The organism is Kitasatospora sp. NBC_01250, from assembly GCF_036226465.1.
In the GTDB taxonomy this organism is placed as follows: Bacteria; Actinomycetota; Actinomycetes; order Streptomycetales; family Streptomycetaceae; genus Kitasatospora.
The window spans coordinates 8,545,696-8,562,456 of sequence record NZ_CP108476.1 but is presented as its reverse complement, the minus strand read 5'-3'; the positions used below and the strand labels follow the sequence as shown (position 1 = coordinate 8,562,456).

At 74.1% G+C, this 16,761-nt stretch carries 15 protein-coding genes; 9 read left to right on the top strand and 6 right to left on the bottom strand.

All coding sequences use genetic code 11. From position 1 onward, the window contains the following. The first annotated feature begins 3 nt into the window (after positions 1–3). Positions 4–921: a dihydrodipicolinate synthase family protein gene (locus tag OG500_RS36120; RefSeq protein WP_327071077.1), complete on the top strand. Its 918-nt coding sequence runs from the start codon at positions 4–6 to the stop codon at positions 919–921. A gap of 36 nt (positions 922–957) precedes the next feature. On the opposite strand, the gene OG500_RS36115 is transcribed toward OG500_RS36120, so the two are convergent. Beyond that, positions 958–1,413, bottom strand: coding sequence for a universal stress protein (locus OG500_RS36115; protein WP_327071076.1), 456 nt, complete (start codon positions 1,411–1,413; stop codon positions 958–960). Positions 1,414–1,622: 209 nt separating this feature from the next. Here OG500_RS36115 and OG500_RS36110 point away from each other — a divergent pair, with 209 nt between their 5' ends. From OG500_RS36110 to OG500_RS36100, 3 genes are read left to right on the top strand one after another with little or no spacing between them, the layout of a single operon-like run. After that, the gene (locus tag OG500_RS36110; RefSeq protein ID WP_327071075.1) at positions 1,623–2,663 is read left to right on the top strand and encodes an NAD(P)-dependent alcohol dehydrogenase; all 1,041 of its coding nucleotides are present in this window, start codon (positions 1,623–1,625) and stop codon (positions 2,661–2,663) included. Between the two features lie 55 nt (positions 2,664–2,718). After that, entirely contained in the window at positions 2,719–3,408 is a 690-nt protein-coding gene (locus tag OG500_RS36105; protein ID WP_327071074.1) for a response regulator transcription factor, read from the top strand. Then, the gene (locus OG500_RS36100) at positions 3,405–4,805 is read left to right on the top strand and encodes a sensor histidine kinase (RefSeq protein WP_327071073.1); all 1,401 of its coding nucleotides are present in this window, start codon (positions 3,405–3,407) and stop codon (positions 4,803–4,805) included. The genes OG500_RS36105 and OG500_RS36100 overlap by 4 nt, the downstream gene beginning before the upstream one ends. A 35-nt stretch (positions 4,806–4,840) precedes the next feature. On the opposite strand, the gene OG500_RS36095 is transcribed toward OG500_RS36100, so the two are convergent. Continuing rightward, positions 4,841–5,491, bottom strand: a complete 651-nt coding sequence (locus OG500_RS36095; RefSeq protein ID WP_327071072.1) for a histidine phosphatase family protein — start codon at positions 5,489–5,491, stop codon at positions 4,841–4,843. A gap of 175 nt (positions 5,492–5,666) precedes the next feature. Here OG500_RS36095 and OG500_RS36090 point away from each other — a divergent pair, with 175 nt between their 5' ends. Both OG500_RS36090 and OG500_RS36085 read left to right on the top strand, forming a co-directional pair. Beyond that, positions 5,667–6,680, top strand: a complete 1,014-nt coding sequence (locus OG500_RS36090) for a GNAT family N-acetyltransferase (protein WP_327071071.1) — start codon at positions 5,667–5,669, stop codon at positions 6,678–6,680. Positions 6,681–6,802: 122 nt separating this feature from the next. Further along, positions 6,803–7,429 carry a TetR/AcrR family transcriptional regulator gene (locus OG500_RS36085; RefSeq protein ID WP_327071070.1) on the top strand — a complete coding sequence of 209 codons (627 nt, stop codon included), beginning with the start codon at positions 6,803–6,805 and terminating at the stop codon, positions 7,427–7,429. A gap of 7 nt (positions 7,430–7,436) precedes the next feature. Here the strand turns inward: OG500_RS36085 and OG500_RS36080 are convergent, their stop codons facing one another. Both OG500_RS36080 and OG500_RS36075 read right to left on the bottom strand, forming a co-directional pair. Continuing rightward, positions 7,437–8,981: an MFS transporter gene (locus tag OG500_RS36080; protein ID WP_327071069.1), complete on the bottom strand. Its 1,545-nt coding sequence runs from the start codon at positions 8,979–8,981 to the stop codon at positions 7,437–7,439. 11 nt (positions 8,982–8,992) lie between these two features. After that, positions 8,993–9,799, bottom strand: coding sequence for a YoaK family protein (locus OG500_RS36075; RefSeq protein ID WP_329586643.1), 807 nt, complete (start codon positions 9,797–9,799; stop codon positions 8,993–8,995). 327 nt (positions 9,800–10,126) lie between these two features. Here OG500_RS36075 and OG500_RS36070 point away from each other — a divergent pair, with 327 nt between their 5' ends. Then, positions 10,127–10,588: a hypothetical protein gene (locus OG500_RS36070; protein ID WP_329586640.1), complete on the top strand. Its 462-nt coding sequence runs from the start codon at positions 10,127–10,129 to the stop codon at positions 10,586–10,588. 198 nt (positions 10,589–10,786) lie between these two features. After that, a complete protein-coding gene (locus tag OG500_RS36065) occupies positions 10,787–12,922 on the top strand; it encodes an FUSC family protein (RefSeq protein WP_329586637.1) in 2,136 nt (711 codons plus the stop codon). A gap of 82 nt (positions 12,923–13,004) precedes the next feature. On the opposite strand, the gene OG500_RS36060 is transcribed toward OG500_RS36065, so the two are convergent. Together OG500_RS36060 and OG500_RS36055 are read right to left on the bottom strand one after the other, a co-directional pair. Continuing rightward, the gene (locus tag OG500_RS36060) at positions 13,005–14,558 is read right to left on the bottom strand and encodes an MFS transporter (protein ID WP_329586634.1); all 1,554 of its coding nucleotides are present in this window, start codon (positions 14,556–14,558) and stop codon (positions 13,005–13,007) included. Between the two features lie 33 nt (positions 14,559–14,591). Beyond that, positions 14,592–15,674: a trypsin-like serine peptidase gene (locus OG500_RS36055; RefSeq protein WP_329586632.1), complete on the bottom strand. Its 1,083-nt coding sequence runs from the start codon at positions 15,672–15,674 to the stop codon at positions 14,592–14,594. Positions 15,675–15,943: 269 nt separating this feature from the next. Here OG500_RS36055 and OG500_RS36050 point away from each other — a divergent pair, with 269 nt between their 5' ends. Beyond that, positions 15,944–16,723 (top strand): hypothetical protein, encoded by a 780-nt coding sequence (locus tag OG500_RS36050; RefSeq protein ID WP_327071063.1) that lies wholly within the window; start codon positions 15,944–15,946, stop codon positions 16,721–16,723. Positions 16,724–16,761 lie beyond the last annotated feature (38 nt).

The following is a 16,761-nucleotide window of genomic DNA, read 5'->3' as shown; positions in this document are numbered from 1 at the left end:
AGCGTGACGGATACTCCTCCCCTGCACGGCATCTTCCCGTACCTGCCCTCACCCGTGGACGAATGCGGCCGGGTGGACGAACAGGGCCTGCGGCACCTGATCGAGCACCTGATCGCCTCCGGGGTGCACGGACTGTCGCCGCTCGGATCGACCGGCGAGGTGATGTACCTGGACACCGCCCAGCGCGAGGAGATCGTACGCATCACGGTCGACGCGGCCGCGGGGCGCGTACCCGTCGTTCCCGGGGTCGCGGCACACGCGACGGCCGCCGCCGCGGAGCAGGCTCGCCGGCTGGCCGACCTCGGGGCGAACGGTGTCGTCGCGATCCGGCTCGACTACCTGCCGGTTCCCCACGCCGGGGTGACGTCCTTCTTCGCCGGGATCGCCGCCGCCACCGACCTGCCGGTCGTCCTGTACTCCAACCCCCGGCTCGGCGCGGGCCTGCCCCTGGAATGCCTGGTCGAACTGGCCCGGCACCCGACGGTGCAGTACCTCAAGGACGCGTCCGGCGACACCGGACACCTGCTGTCCGTGCAGAACGCGCTCGGGGACCGGATCAAGATCTTTGCCGCCTCCGCCCACATCCCCGCCCTCGTCCTCCAACTGGGCGGCGTCGGCTGGATGGCCGGGCCCGCGTGCGTGGCCCCGGTGGCCGCCGTGCTCCTCTACCGGCTGCACACCGAGCAGCGACCGCACGAAGCCATGCAGCTCCAGCGGGCCCTGTGGCCGCTGAACGAGCTGTTCGCCCAGTACGGCCTGGCCGCTTTCGTGAAGCTCGCCCTGCGGGACCAGGGATTCGATCTGGGCGACCCCGTCGCACCGCAGTCGCCGTGCCCACCGGAAGCCGCCCGGGCCTTCCGCCGTGCCATGCGGGCGGTGGACGAGACCGTGGCCCGGCTCACCGCCGGGACGGCCCCCTGACGCGGGGAGGGGCGATCACACCGGCCACCAGGACCGTCAGTGGTCCGAACCGAAGTCACGGATCACCACGACCGGGCAGCGCGCGTGCTGGACGCAGTGCTGACTCACCGAGCCCGCCAGCACGTTGACGAAGGCGTGGTGCTCCCGCCGGCCCAGGACCAGCAGGTCGGCGCCCGCCGACCACCCCAGCAGTTCCTCGGCGGCGTTGCCGAGCAGAACGGTCTGCCGGATCTCCACGGGCGGGTCGTCCCCGGCCACGTCGGCCACCGTGCGGGCCAGCGTGTGGCCGGTCTCCTCGCCGAGCCCGGACTCCGGCTTGGCCATCACGACCCCGTACATCGTCGGATAGACCCAGCAGGCCACGGCGTCGACCACCGCGCCGGTGGCCCGGGCCTGGCCGATCGCCCATTCCAGGGCCCGCCGGGAGGAGGGCGAACCGTCCACCCCGACCACGATCCGGCCCTCGACCGTGCTCTCGTTCACGCTGCCCATCACGCACCTCCTGGTGGCTGCCACCAGGAGGGTCCCGGCGGACACGCTCCACGCTAGGCAGCCGCGCCCCGGCCCAGGGCCCACCGACCGGTTGACCGGCGGGTGGAAAGCGCCCCAGGTGAGAGTGGGTCGGCTCGCTCCGACAATGGAGGTAGCCGTCGGCCGGACCAGGACGCCAAGCCGGACCAGGACATCAAGGAGGACCCACCATGACCACGGTTTCCGCCTACGCCGCACCCGCCGCCAAGGCACCGCTGGAGCGCACGACCATCGAGCGCCGTGCCGTCGGGGAGAGCGACGTACTGATCGACATCAAGTTCGTCGGCATCTGCCACTCCGACATCCACCAGGTCCGCGAGGGCTGGGGCGAGGCGCTCTTCCCGATGGTGCCCGGCCACGAGATCGCGGGCGTCGTGGCCGAGGCCGGGCCCGGCGTGACGAAGTTCAGGGTCGGCGACCGGGTGGGGGTCGGCTGCATGGTCGACTCCTGCCGCCGCTGCGACAGCTGCAAGGCCGGCCTGGAGCAGTACTGCGTCGAGGGCCCCGTCTGGACCTACAACGCCGTCGGCAAGGACGGGCAGCCCACCTACGGCGGCTACTCGCAGAAGGTCGTCGTCGACGAGAACTACGTCGTGCGCATCCCGCAGGGCCTGTCCCTGGACGTGGCGGCCCCGCTGCTGTGCGCGGGCATCACCACCTACTCACCGCTGCGGCACTGGAACGCCGGCCCCGGCAGGAAGGTCGCCGTCGTCGGCCTCGGCGGTCTGGGCCACGTGGCCGTGAAGATCGCGCACGCGCTCGGTGCCGAGGTCACCGTGCTCTCCCAGTCGCTGCGCAAGAAGGACGACGGTCTGCGGCTGGGCGCCGACCACTACCGCGCCACCAGCGACCCGAAGACCTTCGAGGAGCTCGCGGGCAGCCTCGACCTCATCCTGAACACCGTCTCCGCGCCGCTCGACTTCGCCGCCTACGCCTCGCTCCTGCGCCTGGACGGCACGATGGTCAACCTCGGTCTCCCGGAGGAGCCGGTGCAGATCGTGCTCCAGTCGCTGTTCGGCAACCGCCGCAGCATGAGCAGCTCGGGCATCGGCGGGATCGCCGAGACCCAGGAGATGCTGGACTTCTGCGCCGAGCACGGGGTGGCCGCCGAGATCGAGCTGATCCGCGCGGACGAGATCAACGACGCCTACGAGCGGGTGCTCGCCAGCGACGTCCGCTACCGGTTCGTCATCGACACGGCCACCATCTGACCCTGGGGCACCCCTCTAAGAGAGTTCTAAGAGCCCGGTTTGAGAGGGTTGTCCCATGAGCAGCGAGTGGAAGATCCTCGTCGTGGACGACGACCCGGAGGTCCGCGGCGCCGTCGAGGACGGCCTGGCCGTCGAGGGCTACGCGGTGCGGGGTGTCGCCGACGGCCTCGCGGCCCTCTCCGAGCTCAGCCGCTGGCAGCCCGATGCGATCGTGCTGGACATCCTGATGCCCGTCATGGACGGCCTCGCCGTCTGCCGGCAGTTGCGCGCGCTCGGCGACCGCACCCCGGTCCTGGTGCTCACCGCCCGGGACTCGGTCAGCGACCGGGTGGACGGCCTGGACGCCGGGGCGGACGACTACCTGGTCAAGCCCTTCGCGCTCGACGAACTGGCCGCACGCCTGCGCGCGCTGCTGCGCCGTGCCGTCCCCACCCCCTGTGACGACGACATGATCCGCGTGGGCGACCTGGTGGTCGACCCGGCCGGCCGCAGCGGGCGCCGCGGCGAGCGGCCGCTGGAGTTCTCCCGCACCGAGTTCGCCCTGCTGGAACTGCTGATGCTGCACCCGGGCCAGGTGCTGCCGCGCGAGACGATCGTGGAACGGGTCTGGGGCGTGGACTTCGGTCCGGACTCCAACTCGCTGGCCGTCTACATCGGCTACCTGCGCCGCAAGCTGGAGGCCGGCGGCGAGCCCCGGCTGGTGCACACCGTGCACGGCATCGGCTACCGGCTGGACGCGGCGTGAGGGCGCACGCCCGCTGGCGCCGCCGCCGGCCGCTGCGCACCCGGCTGGCGCTCGCCGGGTCGGCGGCGGTCGCGCTGGTGGCCGTCGGTGTGTCCTGGGCGGCCTTCACCATCGTCCGCTACGAGCTGCGCCACCAGCTCGACCTGCACCTCGTCCAGCAGGCCACCATGCTCCAGCAGCAGGACCGCAACCGTCCGCCGGGCGTCGTCTACGGCGAGTGCGGCTACCTGGCCGCCCCCGCCTGCACCCAGGTCGTCCCGGCCACCGCCGCCCTGGACCCGGCCCAGCCCTACCTGCTACCGGTCACCGCGGAGACCCGCCAGGTCGCGACCGGGCAGCGCCCGGCGTACTACACGGACATCCGGATCAGCGGGCACCCCGCCCGGATGTACACCGCCAGGTTCGGCAGCGCGCAGGCCGCCGTCCAGGTCGCGCTGCGCTCGGACGCGGTGGACCGCGGGGTGCAGCAGGCCGGGGAGCTGATGGCGGCCGTGGCCGGCGCCGGGGTGCTGCTGGCCGGACTGCTCGGCTACGTGCTGGCCCGCACCGGCCTCGCGCCGGTCGCCCGGCTGACCGCCACCGCCGAACGGATCGCGGCCACCCGGGACGCCGGGCTGCGGATCGAGCTGCCGCCGGGCCGGCACGAGGACGAGGTGACCAGGCTCGCGCGCAGCTTCAACACCATGCTCGGCGAGCTGGAGCAGTCGGTCACCGCCCAGCGCCGCCTGGTCGCCGACGCCTCGCACGAGCTGCGCACCCCGCTGACGGCGCTGCGCACCAACGCCGAACTGCTCGCCCGCACCGACCGGTTGACACCGGCGCAGCGGGACCGGGCGGCGGCCGGGCTGAACCGCCAGCTGCGCGAGGTCACCAGCATGGTGAACGACCTGATCGAGCTGGCCCGGGACGAGGAGCCGCAGCCGCTGCTGGAGCGGGTCCGGCCGGCCGCGCTGGTCGAGCACTGCGTGGCCGCGGCCCGCGACCACTGGCCCGCCGTCGCCTTCGACCTGGCCGTCGCACCGGACACCGTCGCGCTCACCCTGCCGGGCGTGCCGGCGCGGCTGGTCCGGCTCTTCTCCAACGTGCTGGACAACGCGGCCAAGTTCAGCCCGCCGGGCGGCCCGGTCGAGGTGACGCTGACCGCCTCGCCGCTGCAGCTGACCGTCCGGGACCACGGGCCGGGCATCGCGCCCGAGGACCTCCCCTACGTCTTCGACCGCTTCTACCGCGCCTCCGCCGCCCGGGCGCTGCCCGGCTCCGGCCTCGGACTGGCGATGGCCCGGCAGATCGCGCAGGCCCACGGCGCCGCGCTCACCGCCGAGTCGGCCCCGGGCGGCGGCGCGCTCTTCCGCCTGCGGTTCGGTCACGGTGCCACGGCCGAGGCGGCGGCGCCGTGACCCGGCCCCGGCGGACGCCCGCCGACGGCACGCGCTCACGCCTGCAGCACCGCGCCCGACGGGGCCTGCTGCGCGACCGCGCGGGTGGGCAGGTTCCAGCCGCGGATCACCGGGCGGCCGTGTTCGGTGCCGAGCCGGCACACCGCGGCGTTGTCGAGCGCGAAGTGCGCGCCGCGGGCGGCCGGGAGCTCCAGGTACCGCGCGGTCAGCACCCGCAGCAGGTGGCCGTGCGACACGAGCACCACGTCGCCGGAGTCCGACGCCTCGGCACCGCCGAGGAACGGCGCGATCCGTGCCAGCACCCGGTCACAGCGCTCGGCGACCTGCGCGAGGCTCTCGCCGGGGTGCTCCCGGTCGCCGGGGACCACGCCGTCGTGCCACAGGTCCCAGCCGGGCCGACGCCGCTGGATCTCGGCGGTGCTCACGCCCTCGTAGCCGCCGTAGTCCCACTCCCGCAGATCGGAGGTGGCCCGCAGGTCCGACAGGCCCGCCTGCACCGCCGTCTCGACCGCCCGCTGCAGCGGACTGACCAGGACGAGGGCCGGCCGGTAGGCGGCCAGCGCACCGCCCAGGGCCTGCGCCTGGGCCCGGCCGCAGTGGGTCAGCGCCACATCCGTGGTTCCGGTGTGCCGCCCGGCGCGGCTCCACTCGGTCTCGCCGTGGCGTATCAGCAGCAGATCACCCATGTCGGGACCTCTCCTCGGTCGTCCACCCGGTCGCGCGGTTCGCGACCGGGTACTCGACCACTCTCCCGCCGCGCCGAGGCTCCCCACCTCGGCCGATCGGCGGAAGCGGCGGACGACAGGCGGTCCGCCGACCGAAGATCGTCGGACCGTAACGACCCACGAAAGGACGGCAGCCATGGAGGAGCAGGACACCACGGGGGACCTGGCGGCCCGGCCGCTGGACAAGGACTCCGTCCCTGCCTGGCTGGAGCTGCAGCAGGCGGTCGAGCACGTCGACCGCAGCGGCTGGCATGCCGACGCCGAGGAGCTCGCCGAAGTCCTGGCGGACCCCAAGCTCGACCTGGAACAGGACAGCCTGGCGCTGTGGGACGGCGCACGGCTGGCCGCGTACGCCGTGCTGTACACCCCGCACGGCGCACTGGACGTCGCGCGCTTCGAGGGTGACGCAGCGGTGCACCCCGACTGGCGGCGGCGCGGCCTCGGGTCCCGGCTCGTCGCCTGGCTGGAGCAGCGTGCCCGGGCCCGGCACGCGGCGGACCCGGAGCTGTCCGCGCTGGGCGGCGAGCTGCTGCTCAACGGCAGGGCCGGGGACGAGGGGCTGCTGAAGCTGACCGAGAGGTGCGGCTTCACACCGTGCCGCTGGTGGTTCGAGATGAAGCAGCCGCTGGACGCGGACCGCCCCCCGGCTCCCCGCCCCGCTCCCGAGGGCACCCGGCTGGTCCCCTTCGAGGCGGCGTACGACGAGGCCACCCGGCTCGCGCACAACGACGCGTTCCGCGACCACTGGGACTTCGCTCCACTCGACCGGACCGACTGGCGCACCTGGGCCACCGGCGCCGGCTCGTTCCGGCCCGCGATGTCACGCCTCCTGCTCGCGGGCGAGAAGGCAGCGGGCACGGAGGAGGTGGCGGCATACCTCCTGGCGGAGGAGAGCCCGGCGAAGACGGCCGTCACCGGCAGCCGGGACTGCCACATCGGCTACCTCGGCACGCGCCGGGCCCACCGCGGCCGGGGCGCGGCACCGGCACTGCTGGCGGCGGCACTGCGCGCGGCGGGCGACGCCGGGTACGACACGGCCTCGCTGACCGTGGACACGGCCAACCCGTCGGGTGCGCTGGGCTTCTACCAGAAGTCCGGGTTCGTGGTGGACCGCGAGTTCGTCACCTATACCCGCCCGCTCGCGTCCTGACGGGGGCTCCGGTCCGCACCGGGCGGCACGGTCCGTGACCGGGGTGATCGTCGTCGCCCGATACGATGCCGCTACGGTCCGGCGCAGCCGCTGAGGACCGCGGCACAGAACAGGACCCCCGGATGAGCGACCATGACCAGCCCGCGTCGGCTCCCGGTGCACCGGGCGGGCGTTCGCGCGGCGCGGGCCACAGCCGCGAACTCCTGCTCCGGGCCGCCCTGGAGCTCTTCGCCGAGCGGGGATTCGACCACACCACCACGCGGGAGATCGGCGAACGGGCGGGCGTCGACGCGGCGCTGATCGCCCGCTACTTCGGCGGCAAGACGCAGCTCTACCTGGCCGCGTTGGAAGCCGAGTCGGGCGAGGGCGCGCCCGCGGGACTGCTCGACGAGGACCGGCTGCGCGCCCTGCTCGGCAGGTCGACCCGGCGCGGCCCCGGCCCCGTGGTCCGGGCCGCGCTGGTCGCGCACACCGACCCCGCGCTCCAGGACGCCGCCCACGCCCAGCTCTACGAGCGCCTGGTCGACCCGACCCGCCACCGCTTCGCCGAGGAGGGCGTGCCCGACCCGGAGCTGCGGGCCGAGCTGGCGGTGGCCGCCCTCGCCGGGATCCTGCTGGCCCGCCACACCGGCGCCCTCGGCACGCTCGCCACGGCCGAGCCGGAGAAGCTGTGCGGGCTGGTCGGCGAGCTGCTCGCAGCCGTCCATCCGGCACCGGCCCCACCGGACGGGCCCCGCTCGACGGAGTGAGCGGCGCTCAGAGCCGACCCCGGGCCCGGTGTCCGGCCTCGTCATCCGCCGCGGGGCCGCCCGCGGGGCCGTCCGTCTGCCCGTCCGCGGGCCCGGCCTCCGGCTGCGGGAGAGCGTCGGTGCGGCGCGAACTCCGCGCGGCCCAGCGGGTGGTGGCGAGCACACCGAGCACAAGGACGGCGACGCCGCAGCCGGTGACGACCCACCAGGCCGAGCAGCTGGCCTCGGCGAACACGGCCAGGCCGACGTGCGTCCGGTGGTGCAGTCCTGCCGACAGCAGGGCACCGGTGACCGCGATCCCCAGGGTCTGGCCGACCAGTCGGCTGGTCATCGCGATGCCCCCGGCGACTCCGGCCTGAGCGCGGGGCATCCCGGAGACGACCATGTGGGTGACGGGGGCGGCGAACATCCCGTAGCCGACACCGATGAGCAGGTATCCGGCCAGAACGAGCGGCCCGGCGGAGGATTCGGCGTGCAGGAGGGTGAAGACCAGGCCGCTGCCCGTGACCGCCGCCCCGGAGATCAGCAGGGGCAGCCGCGGCCCGTGGTTGCCGGTCAGCCGCCCCGCCAGCAGAGCGCACCCGGCGGTCGCGACGGCCATCGGCAGCATCCACAGCCCGGTCCGCAGGGCGCTGAACCCACGGGCGTCCTGGAGGTAGAGGGTGGCGAGGAAGAGGAACGCCGAGCAGGCGGCGGCAGCACCCAGGGCGATGACCACGGCCAGCGAGAACCGCACGCTGTGGAAGAACCGCAGGTCGATCAGCGGCTCGGCCGAGCGGCGTTCCCAGAGCGGCAGCACGGTCACCGAGGCAGCCGCCAGGGCGAGCGCCGCCAGGATCATCGGGTCGCCCCAACCCCGCTGCGGCGCCTCGATGATGGCGTAGCAGAGCGGTGCGAGCAGGGTGAGGACCAGCAGCTGGCCGACGGGGTCGATCCGGCGCGGCCGTGCCGCCTTCGACTCGGGCACGTAGCGGGTGGTGAGGACGAGGGCGCCCAGCGCGACCAGCAGGCTGAGCCAGAAGATCGACCGCCATCCGGTGCTCCCCACCAGCACCCCGCCCAGCAGCGGCCCGGCCACCAGCCCGATACCGGCGACGCCGCTCCACAGCCCGATGGCGCGGGCCCGTTCGCGCTCCCCGGTGAAGGTGTTGCTGATGATCGACAGCGAGACCGGAGCGAGCACCGCGCCGCCGATCGCCTGGAGCACCCGGAACACCACGAGCCACTCCAGCGAGGGCGCCAGCGCGCAGAGCGCCGAGCCGAGCCCGAAGAGCGACAGTCCGGCCTGGAAGGTGCGCCGGCGCCCGATCCGGTCTCCGGTGGACCCGGCGAGCAGCTGCAACGAGGCCAGCACCAGCCCGTAGGCGGTGAGGGTCCACTGCAGTCCCGCGACCGAGGTGTGCAGATCGCGCTGCACGGTCGGCAGGGCCACGTTCATCGCGGTGAAGTCCAGGACGACGATCAGCATGCTCATCGAGCAGGCGGCCAGCACCAGCCGGCGGCGGCGCCGGTCGGGCGCGGCCGCGGCGGTGCGCGGGGAACGGTCGGTCATGGCTTGCTCCTTCAGGCCCGTAGTGCGGACCCCGGCGACACCGGGGCCGGCCGGTTCGGGCCGGTGGTGGCCGGACCGCCCGGATGGACGCGCACGGCGAGGGTGATGGCGGCCAGGACTCCCACGACGGCCAGCAGGGACCAGGTCAGCCCCACGCTCGTCATCAGGAATCCGCCCGCGGTGGCGCCGACGCCCATCGCCAGCACGACGCCCAGTCGGCGCGCCGCCCGGGCCCGTCCGCTGCCCGCCAGCGGGGAGTCATGGACCAGGGCGATCAGCGCGCCGGTGAGGCCGACGGTGATCGGGAAGTCGGGCACGTCCAGCCGGCGCACGGTCGAACAGCGCGCACCCATCGCGAGCGCGAGCAGCGCGATCACCACGTAGCGGGTGCCGGCCGCGGTGAGCGGGGCGAACGCGGCCATGGCGGTGGCGGCGGCCACCAGGGCGACCTCGACGGCCATGGCGTGGAAGAACCAGTGCTGGCGCGCGCGTCGGGTGGCGAGCCGCGCGGTCCGGGCGGCCAGCACGATGCCCAGGGCGAAGCTGACGATGGCCAGCGCGGGGCCCGGGCCGGAGGGTCCGACGGTCTTGCCGAGCGCGAGGCCGAGGAAGATGACGTTGCCCGTCATCATGGCGATGAACACCCGTCCCAGGCCCAGGTAGCTGATGGCGTCCAGCATCCCGGTCACCGCGGTCAGCCCCACCAGGGCGGCGGGCAGCGGATCACACCCGTGCCCGCGCCGGTGCAGCCCCCTGACGGCGCACCGGAACGGGCCGGTGCGCCGGGGGCGGCTGCTGCTGGTCATCGGGTGGGACATCGGACTTCCTCGGATCGGCGGATGGCACGTCGATCTCCAGTAGACCGGGCTCCCATCGGCGCCCGGGTCCTGCGGTCGGCTGGTCACCCGGGGCCGTTCTCCATCACCCCACCTATCCCCCGACCGGCCGATCCCCGGCCGTCGGCGGCGGCGCGAGGCTGGGTGGCAGCGGCCCCGGAGCTGCCCTAGTGCCGCGTCAGGCAGCCTTTGCGCGACGGGGCGAAGGTTGCCTGACGCGGCACTCGCAGCGGCCCGGGTGCCCCCTCCCCCGCACGCACCGGTCCAGCCGGTCCGTGCTGCCGCCAGCGAGAAGGGATGTCGATTCCCATGCGTACCACCACCCTTGCGGCCTGCTCCGCGGTCGCCCTGGGCGGCGCTCTGGCCCTGACCCCCGCCGTGGCCTCGGCGAGCACGGCCAAAGCCGCGCCCAGCGGCGTGGCCACCGTCGCCGTCCAGCCGCGCACCGCCCACCCCGGACAGACCGTCACCGTGCTCGGCTCCTGCGCCAAAGGCCCCGGCGCCACGCTGAAGTCGCTCACCTCCAACGCCGGAAACGTGAAGATCACCGACCGCGATCCGCAGCACATCCGCGGCACCCTGCGCGTCGGCTTCGGCCCCAGCGACTACCACGTGGTCCTCGTCTGCACCAACAGCCAGGGCGGCACCCTGCTGCCCGTCACTCCCGCGCCCGCGCCGAAGCCCGCACCGCAGCAGCCCGGCCACCACCACCGTGGCGACTGCCACTTCGTCTTCCCGTACGGCGTGCACAGCTGGCACTGCAGCCGGTGACCGCCGAGCACCACCCTCACGACCGCTCGGACCGCTCGGCCCCGGTCGGGGTGCCCGGCGCCGGGTTGCGCCGCCCGCCGGGCCCGCTGACGATCACTGTGTGACCCGACCCGCAGCCGTCCACAGCAGCCGGCCGAAGCGCCCCTCGCCGAGATCGAAGCGGCCGGGCCGCGGCCTCCCGGAGGGGACCGGACGCCCGTGACCGGGCCGCTCGGGTGGCTGCTGCGCCAGCCGGAGGGCCCCTCGGCACTGCGCAGCGCGGTCTGGGTGACGGTGGCCGGGTGCACCGGCTTCTACGTCCTGACCTACGGCTTCGACCGGCCGGTCATGGGCCTGTACGCGATGTTCGGTGCGCTGCCGCTGGCCCTCTTCTCCCACCTGCCGGGCTCCGCCAGGGACCGCACCGGCCCCCAGCTCGCGGCCCTGCCGGCCGGGCTGGTCCTGGTCACCGCCGGGACCCTGCTCGCCGCCAGCACCTGGGCCGCGGCCCTTGGCCTGTTCGTGGTGAGCTTCGTGGTCTGCTTCCTGGGGGTCGGCGGCCCCCGCCCGGCGGGTCTGGCCCCCGCGCTGCAGCTCTACTACGTGCTGCCCTGCTTCCCGCCCTACGAGCCGCACACGCTCGGGCAGCGCCTGGCGGGCCTGACCATCGGCATCCTGCTGACCGTCCTCACCGACCGGCTGCTGTGGGCCGGCCCGCGGTCGGCCCCGTACCGGGTGCTGCTCGCCGAGGCGGTCGCCGCGCTGGCCGACTACTGCGAGGCGACCGTGGAGCTGCTGTCCGGCGACGCGTCCCCGGCCGGACACCAGGTGCGGGCGCAGGCGGTGGACCGGACCTTCACGGCGACCGGGATGTCCACGGTGCCCCAGGCCGAGCGCCCCACCTCGGTCTCGGTACGGGACCACGGCCTGCTGCAGACCCGGGCCGCCGCCCGGCACATCCGCTACCAGCTGGACGACCTGGCCGAGGACGCCCTGGAGCTGAACCCCGCGGCCGCGCACCTGCTGGGCCGTACCGCGGCCGGTCTGCGGCGGGCGGCGCAGGGGCTGCGCGCGGGCGTCCCGGAGCCGGCGGACGAGGACCTGCACACCGCCCTCAAGGCCTTCCACGCCGAACGGGTGGGCTCGCTCACCGGGGCCACACCCGTGCGCCTGCGCCAGGACGCGGTCACCCGGGTGGCGGCCGAGAGCGCGCTGGTGGCCGACGAGGCGGCCCGGATCGCGCTCGGTACCGCTCCCGGCGTCCGCCGGCACCGCCCCGACGGCCCGTTCGGCTACGCCGTACTCCCCTGGTACACCTTGTGGTGGCGGCGGCTGCGCCTGCACCTGACCCCGCACTCGGTCCTGCTGCAGAACGCGCTGCGCACCGCGCTGGCCCTGGGCGGCGCGCGGCTGATCGTCGGCCTGCTGGACGTGCCGCACGGCTTCTGGGTGCTGCTGGCAACGCTCAGCCTGATGCGCACCTCGGCCGCCGACACCCGGGCCGCGCTGGTGCCCGCGCTGATCGGGACGGCCGCCGGGGCCGTGCTGGCCACCCTGCTGCTGCTCGCCGTGGGCCAGAACACCGCCTTCTACGCGGCGGCGACACCCGTCGTCCTGCTGGTGGGCTTCACCGTGGGCACGGTGCTCGGCCCGGCCTGGATCCAGGGCGCGATGACGCTGCTCATCGTGCTGCTCTTCACCCAGATCCTGCCGCCCGACGTCCACCTGCCGGCGATCCGGTTCCTCGCGGTGCTGGGCGGCGGCGGCATCGGGGCGCTGGCCGGCCTGCTCGCCTGGCCGCGCGGCGCTCGGGGTCAACTCCGGGACACCATCTCGGACTTCACGGTCCAGGGAGCCCGCACGGCGCGGGCGGTGACCGCCCGGCTCTGCGCCGGCGGCGGCGCGGACGGGGACCCGCTGCGGGCGGGCCACCAGGCCATGGCGCTGGCCCAGGCCGTCTACGTCCAGTACCGCACCGAACGCCCCCGCTCCGCTGCCCCCGAGCCGCACTGGGAGAGCGCGATGATGCCCGGCTACCAGTCCCTCACGGGCGGCGAGCTGGTGCTCCTCGGCGCGAACGGCCGCTGCGGCCCGCTGCCGCCCGAGGCCGTCACGCACCTGACCGCCCTGGCCGACCGGACGGCGGCCGCGTGCCTGCGCGCCGCCGCGGTCCTGCGCGGGGAGGCGGAGCAGAGCGAGCCGGTGGCGACGCACGCCTACCCGGCCCAGACCTCCCCCGTCCTGCGCTGCGCCGTCCAGCAGGCCGCCGGCACACCGGCCCTGGACCTGCTGCTGATCGCCGACACCGAGGCCTGGCTCACCGCGGTCGCCCGCTCGGCCAGGCTGGGGCGCTGAACCGCCCGCCGAGGAGCGCGCGCGATCTCCGCCTCAGCCGGACTGGTCCTGCTCCCCCGGAGTCCTCGTCCCGGCGGCCCGGTCAGTGGCTGTTCTCGGTGGGGCGCAGGTCGGGTGGGATCAGGGTGCGGGCCAGGACCGCGGCGATCAGGGTCAGGGCGGCGGCGGTCAGGCAGGTGGTGACCAGGGCGTGGGTGTAGGCCGTGGCGATCACGGCCAGCAGGTCCTCGCGTGCGGTGCCGGTCAGCGCGTCCGCGGCGTGGACGGCTTCGCCCACCGAGTCGTGCACCGCCTGCTCGGTGGCGGCGTCCAGGTGCAGCAGCGGCAGGTTGTGGCGGTAGAGGGCGGTGGCGAGGCTGCCGAGGATGGCGACCCCCATGGCGGCGCCCAGTTCGTAGCAGGTCTCCTCGATGGCGGCGGCGCTGCCGACCTGGGCGACCGGGGTCGCGGCCATCAGGGTGACGGAGGCGACGGTGGTGGCCACGCCCACGCCGAGCCCGAGGACCGCCAGGGCGACGGCCATCAGCGGGTAGTCGACCTCGGTGAAGCGGCGGAAGATCCACGGCAGGACCAGGCCCACGGTCATCACGCCCAGGCCGCCGCCGAGCACCTGACGGATCGGGAAGCGGTGCATCAGGGTCGGAGCGGCCACCGAGGCGGCGATCAGCGCGAGCGGGGCGGGCAGCAGCCGTACCCCGGCCTCCAGCGGGTCGTAACCCTGCGTGTACTGGAACCACTGGGTGACCAGGAAGAGGACGGCGCCGATGGCGACCATGCCCAGGAAGATCGCGGTGGTGGCGATGCTGAACGAGCGGTCGGCGAAGAGCCGGACCTCCAGCAGCGGGTGGGCCAGCCTCAGCTGACGGCGCACGAAGACGGTCAGCGTGACGGCGGCGACTGCCAACAGGAGCCAGGGCACCCAGTCGGCCGGTCCGCTCTTGCCGAGCTGTTTGATGCCGCCGGCCAGGGCGAGCATCCCGACGATCGACTGGGCGACGCCCCACCAGTCCCAGGCTCCGGCGTGCGGGGCACGGGACTCGGGCAGGAGCCACGCGCCGAAGGCGATCACGAGCAGGGCGGTGGGGATGTTGAGGAGGAACGCGGCGTGCCAGCCGTAGTCCTGGACGAGCAGGCCGCCGATCACCGGACCGAGCGCCATGCCGCCGCCGAAGACCGCGGACCACACCGCGTAGGCGAAGGCGCGCTCGCGCGCGTCGGTGAACACCTCCCGCAGGATCGACAGGGTGGAGGGCATGATCGCCGCGCCGCCCACCCCCAGCAGGGCGCGGGCGGCGATGACGTGCCAGGCGGCGGTGGCGAAGACCGCCAGCAGCGAGGCGAGCGCGAAGACGGCGAAGCCGAGCAGCAGCAGGCGCTTGCGCCCCCAGCGGTCGCCGAGCGCCCCGGCGGTCACCAGCAGGCCGGAGAGGACCAGCGCGTAGACGTCGATGATCCACAGCTGCTCGACCGACCCCGGCTGGAGGTCGGCCACCAGCGAGGGGAACGCGACGTTGAGGATCGTGGTGTCCATCGCGATCAGCAGCAGGCTCCCCGACAGGATCGTCAGGACGATCCACCGGTGCGGATCGGGAGCCGTGTGCCGCGCCACGGACTGCGGGGCGGAGGAGGTGTCCACGCGTTCATCCCGTCCGTGCGTCGAAGGGCGCTGTCACTCCCCGGCGACCGGGGCGTCCTGGGCCTGGTTGTAGAGGTCCTGGATGCGGTCGCCGAAGTAGGGGGCGAGCTGGTAGTCGAGCTTGTCGAAGTTGCCGATGCCGATCGAGTTGACGATCCCGACCCCGGTCTCCTCGTCGAAACCGAGGAACCACGGGCTGCCCCAGACCTTGCCGACTGCTCCCGGGCAGTACAGCGCCTGCGGCAGGTGCGGGGCGGGCGGCGTGTTCGGGTCGTCGACCGAGCGGCCGCTGCAGTAGTAGAGCTCCTCGGGCTTCTGCGACCAGTAGCCGAAGAGGTAGACGTTCGGGTGCGGGTGGATCACCTGGTTGAACGCCACGCCCTGGCCGCCGACCGTGTCCACCAGCAGGCGGCCCGGCGGGATGCTGATCACGGTGGCCGCGCCGACGTCGTAGTTCTCGTCCGCGTCCCGGTGCCACTCGGGCAGCGCGAAGAGCTGGGTCGCCATCCACAGGCCGAAGGGCGCGCAGCCGTCGTGGTAGCCGGGTGCGAAGACCCAGCTGGTGATCGGGGAGTCGATCAGGTCGGTGCAGGAGCCCTTGGTGAGCACGACGCTCCTGTTGTGGCTCTGCACCGCGACGCCGTCGCACGCCACCGCACCGATGACGGCGGGTGAGGTGAGGAAGACGGTGCCCACGGTCTGGTTCACCAGCCCGTGCCCGTGCCACGGGCTGCCGCCGTCCGGGAAGTCCCGCCGCCCGCTCGACGTGGCGGCCGGGCCGGTCACCGGCGCAGCGGCCGGGACGGCGGGCTGCACCACCGTCGGCTCGCCCCGCCGCACTGCCCGCTCGGCCGCACCCGCCGACCGGAGCCGCGGCGAACGGGGCTCGGCGCTGAGGTGCCGTGCGCTGCGCATCCGCTCGGGGGTCCAGAAGTCCGCCACCTGCCGCGGGTCCTGGTGCAGGGCGGCCACCCGCACCTCACCCGGGACAGCGGAGGCGACGGTGGACGGGGCGGGAACGGCTGCCCGGGCGCCCGCTGACAACGACAGGACGGCAGCGGCCAGCAGCGCCAGCTGCAGGCCGACGGCTCGACAGGCCCGTGTGTGAGATCGCATGACCATAAAGTCGGCGCCCCGCGCGCCGACCCTGATAGCCCGATGGGAGTCAACCAGCCTCCCTGGTCGGCAGCGGGGTCCGCTCCGCCGGACGTCTCCACCGATCGGCGGCCCGCGTTCCACCGGCCGGTCCACCGATCGGTGGATATGGCCGGCCCGCCGCCGGTTCCAGAGTGAACAGCACCGCGCATCCGCCGCTCAGAACGAGGAGCGGCACCCGGCGCAACCCCCACCCCTGCTGAAGCCTGGGGTATCCACGGAGGTATCCGATGACGAACAAGCCGATCAGGTTCGGCGCGCGGATGGTCGCCCTGGGCGTGGCCGCCACCGCGGCCATGTCCCTCGCCACGCTGCCCGCCGCCGCCGACAGCGGGCCCACCATCGACAAGCTGATGGCCGACTGCGCCAGCGGCACCGGAAAGTGCACCTTCAACGACCCGGTCGTCGACAGCGCCTACCTCGGCAACTACCGCCAGGTCTCCGACACCCTCTACAACTGCAGCACCTCGCCCGCCACGCAGGGGCTGGGCTGGTCCGACAGCGTCGGCTCCTCCGACTCCCTGGACGTGTCCGTCACCGTCGGCGGCAAGATCGCGGGCATCGTCGAGGCGAGCGTGACGGCCAAGTACGGGCACACCTGGACCACGTCCCACACCGACAGCGGCTCGCTGGGCACGACCGTCCAGCCGGGCGAGGTGGGCTGGATCTCGCGCGCGCAGGTCATGCAGCAGGTCTCGGGCAAGTGGCAGACCCACTACGACGACCCGCACTGGGGCCACTACTACTGGTTCTGGAAGGACACGATCACCAGCCCTGCCCCGAACGGCACCGACGGCGTCAGCAACGCCGTCGTCGTCAAGAGCCGCCCGATGACCGCCGCCGAGAAGGCCTCCTGCACCGCCTCGAACGGCGGGCTGACCCACGGCCCCAACCTGCACCAGGACGAGCCCTCCGGCCACACCGGAGCGCCCGGCCCGCACGACACCACCCCGCAGCCGGGCGACGCTCCGGTCGCGACACCGCCCGCCGAGAATTCCACCAAGCAGTAGCAGGATGCGGCTCGCGCCCGGTGCAGCGTCAACCGCTG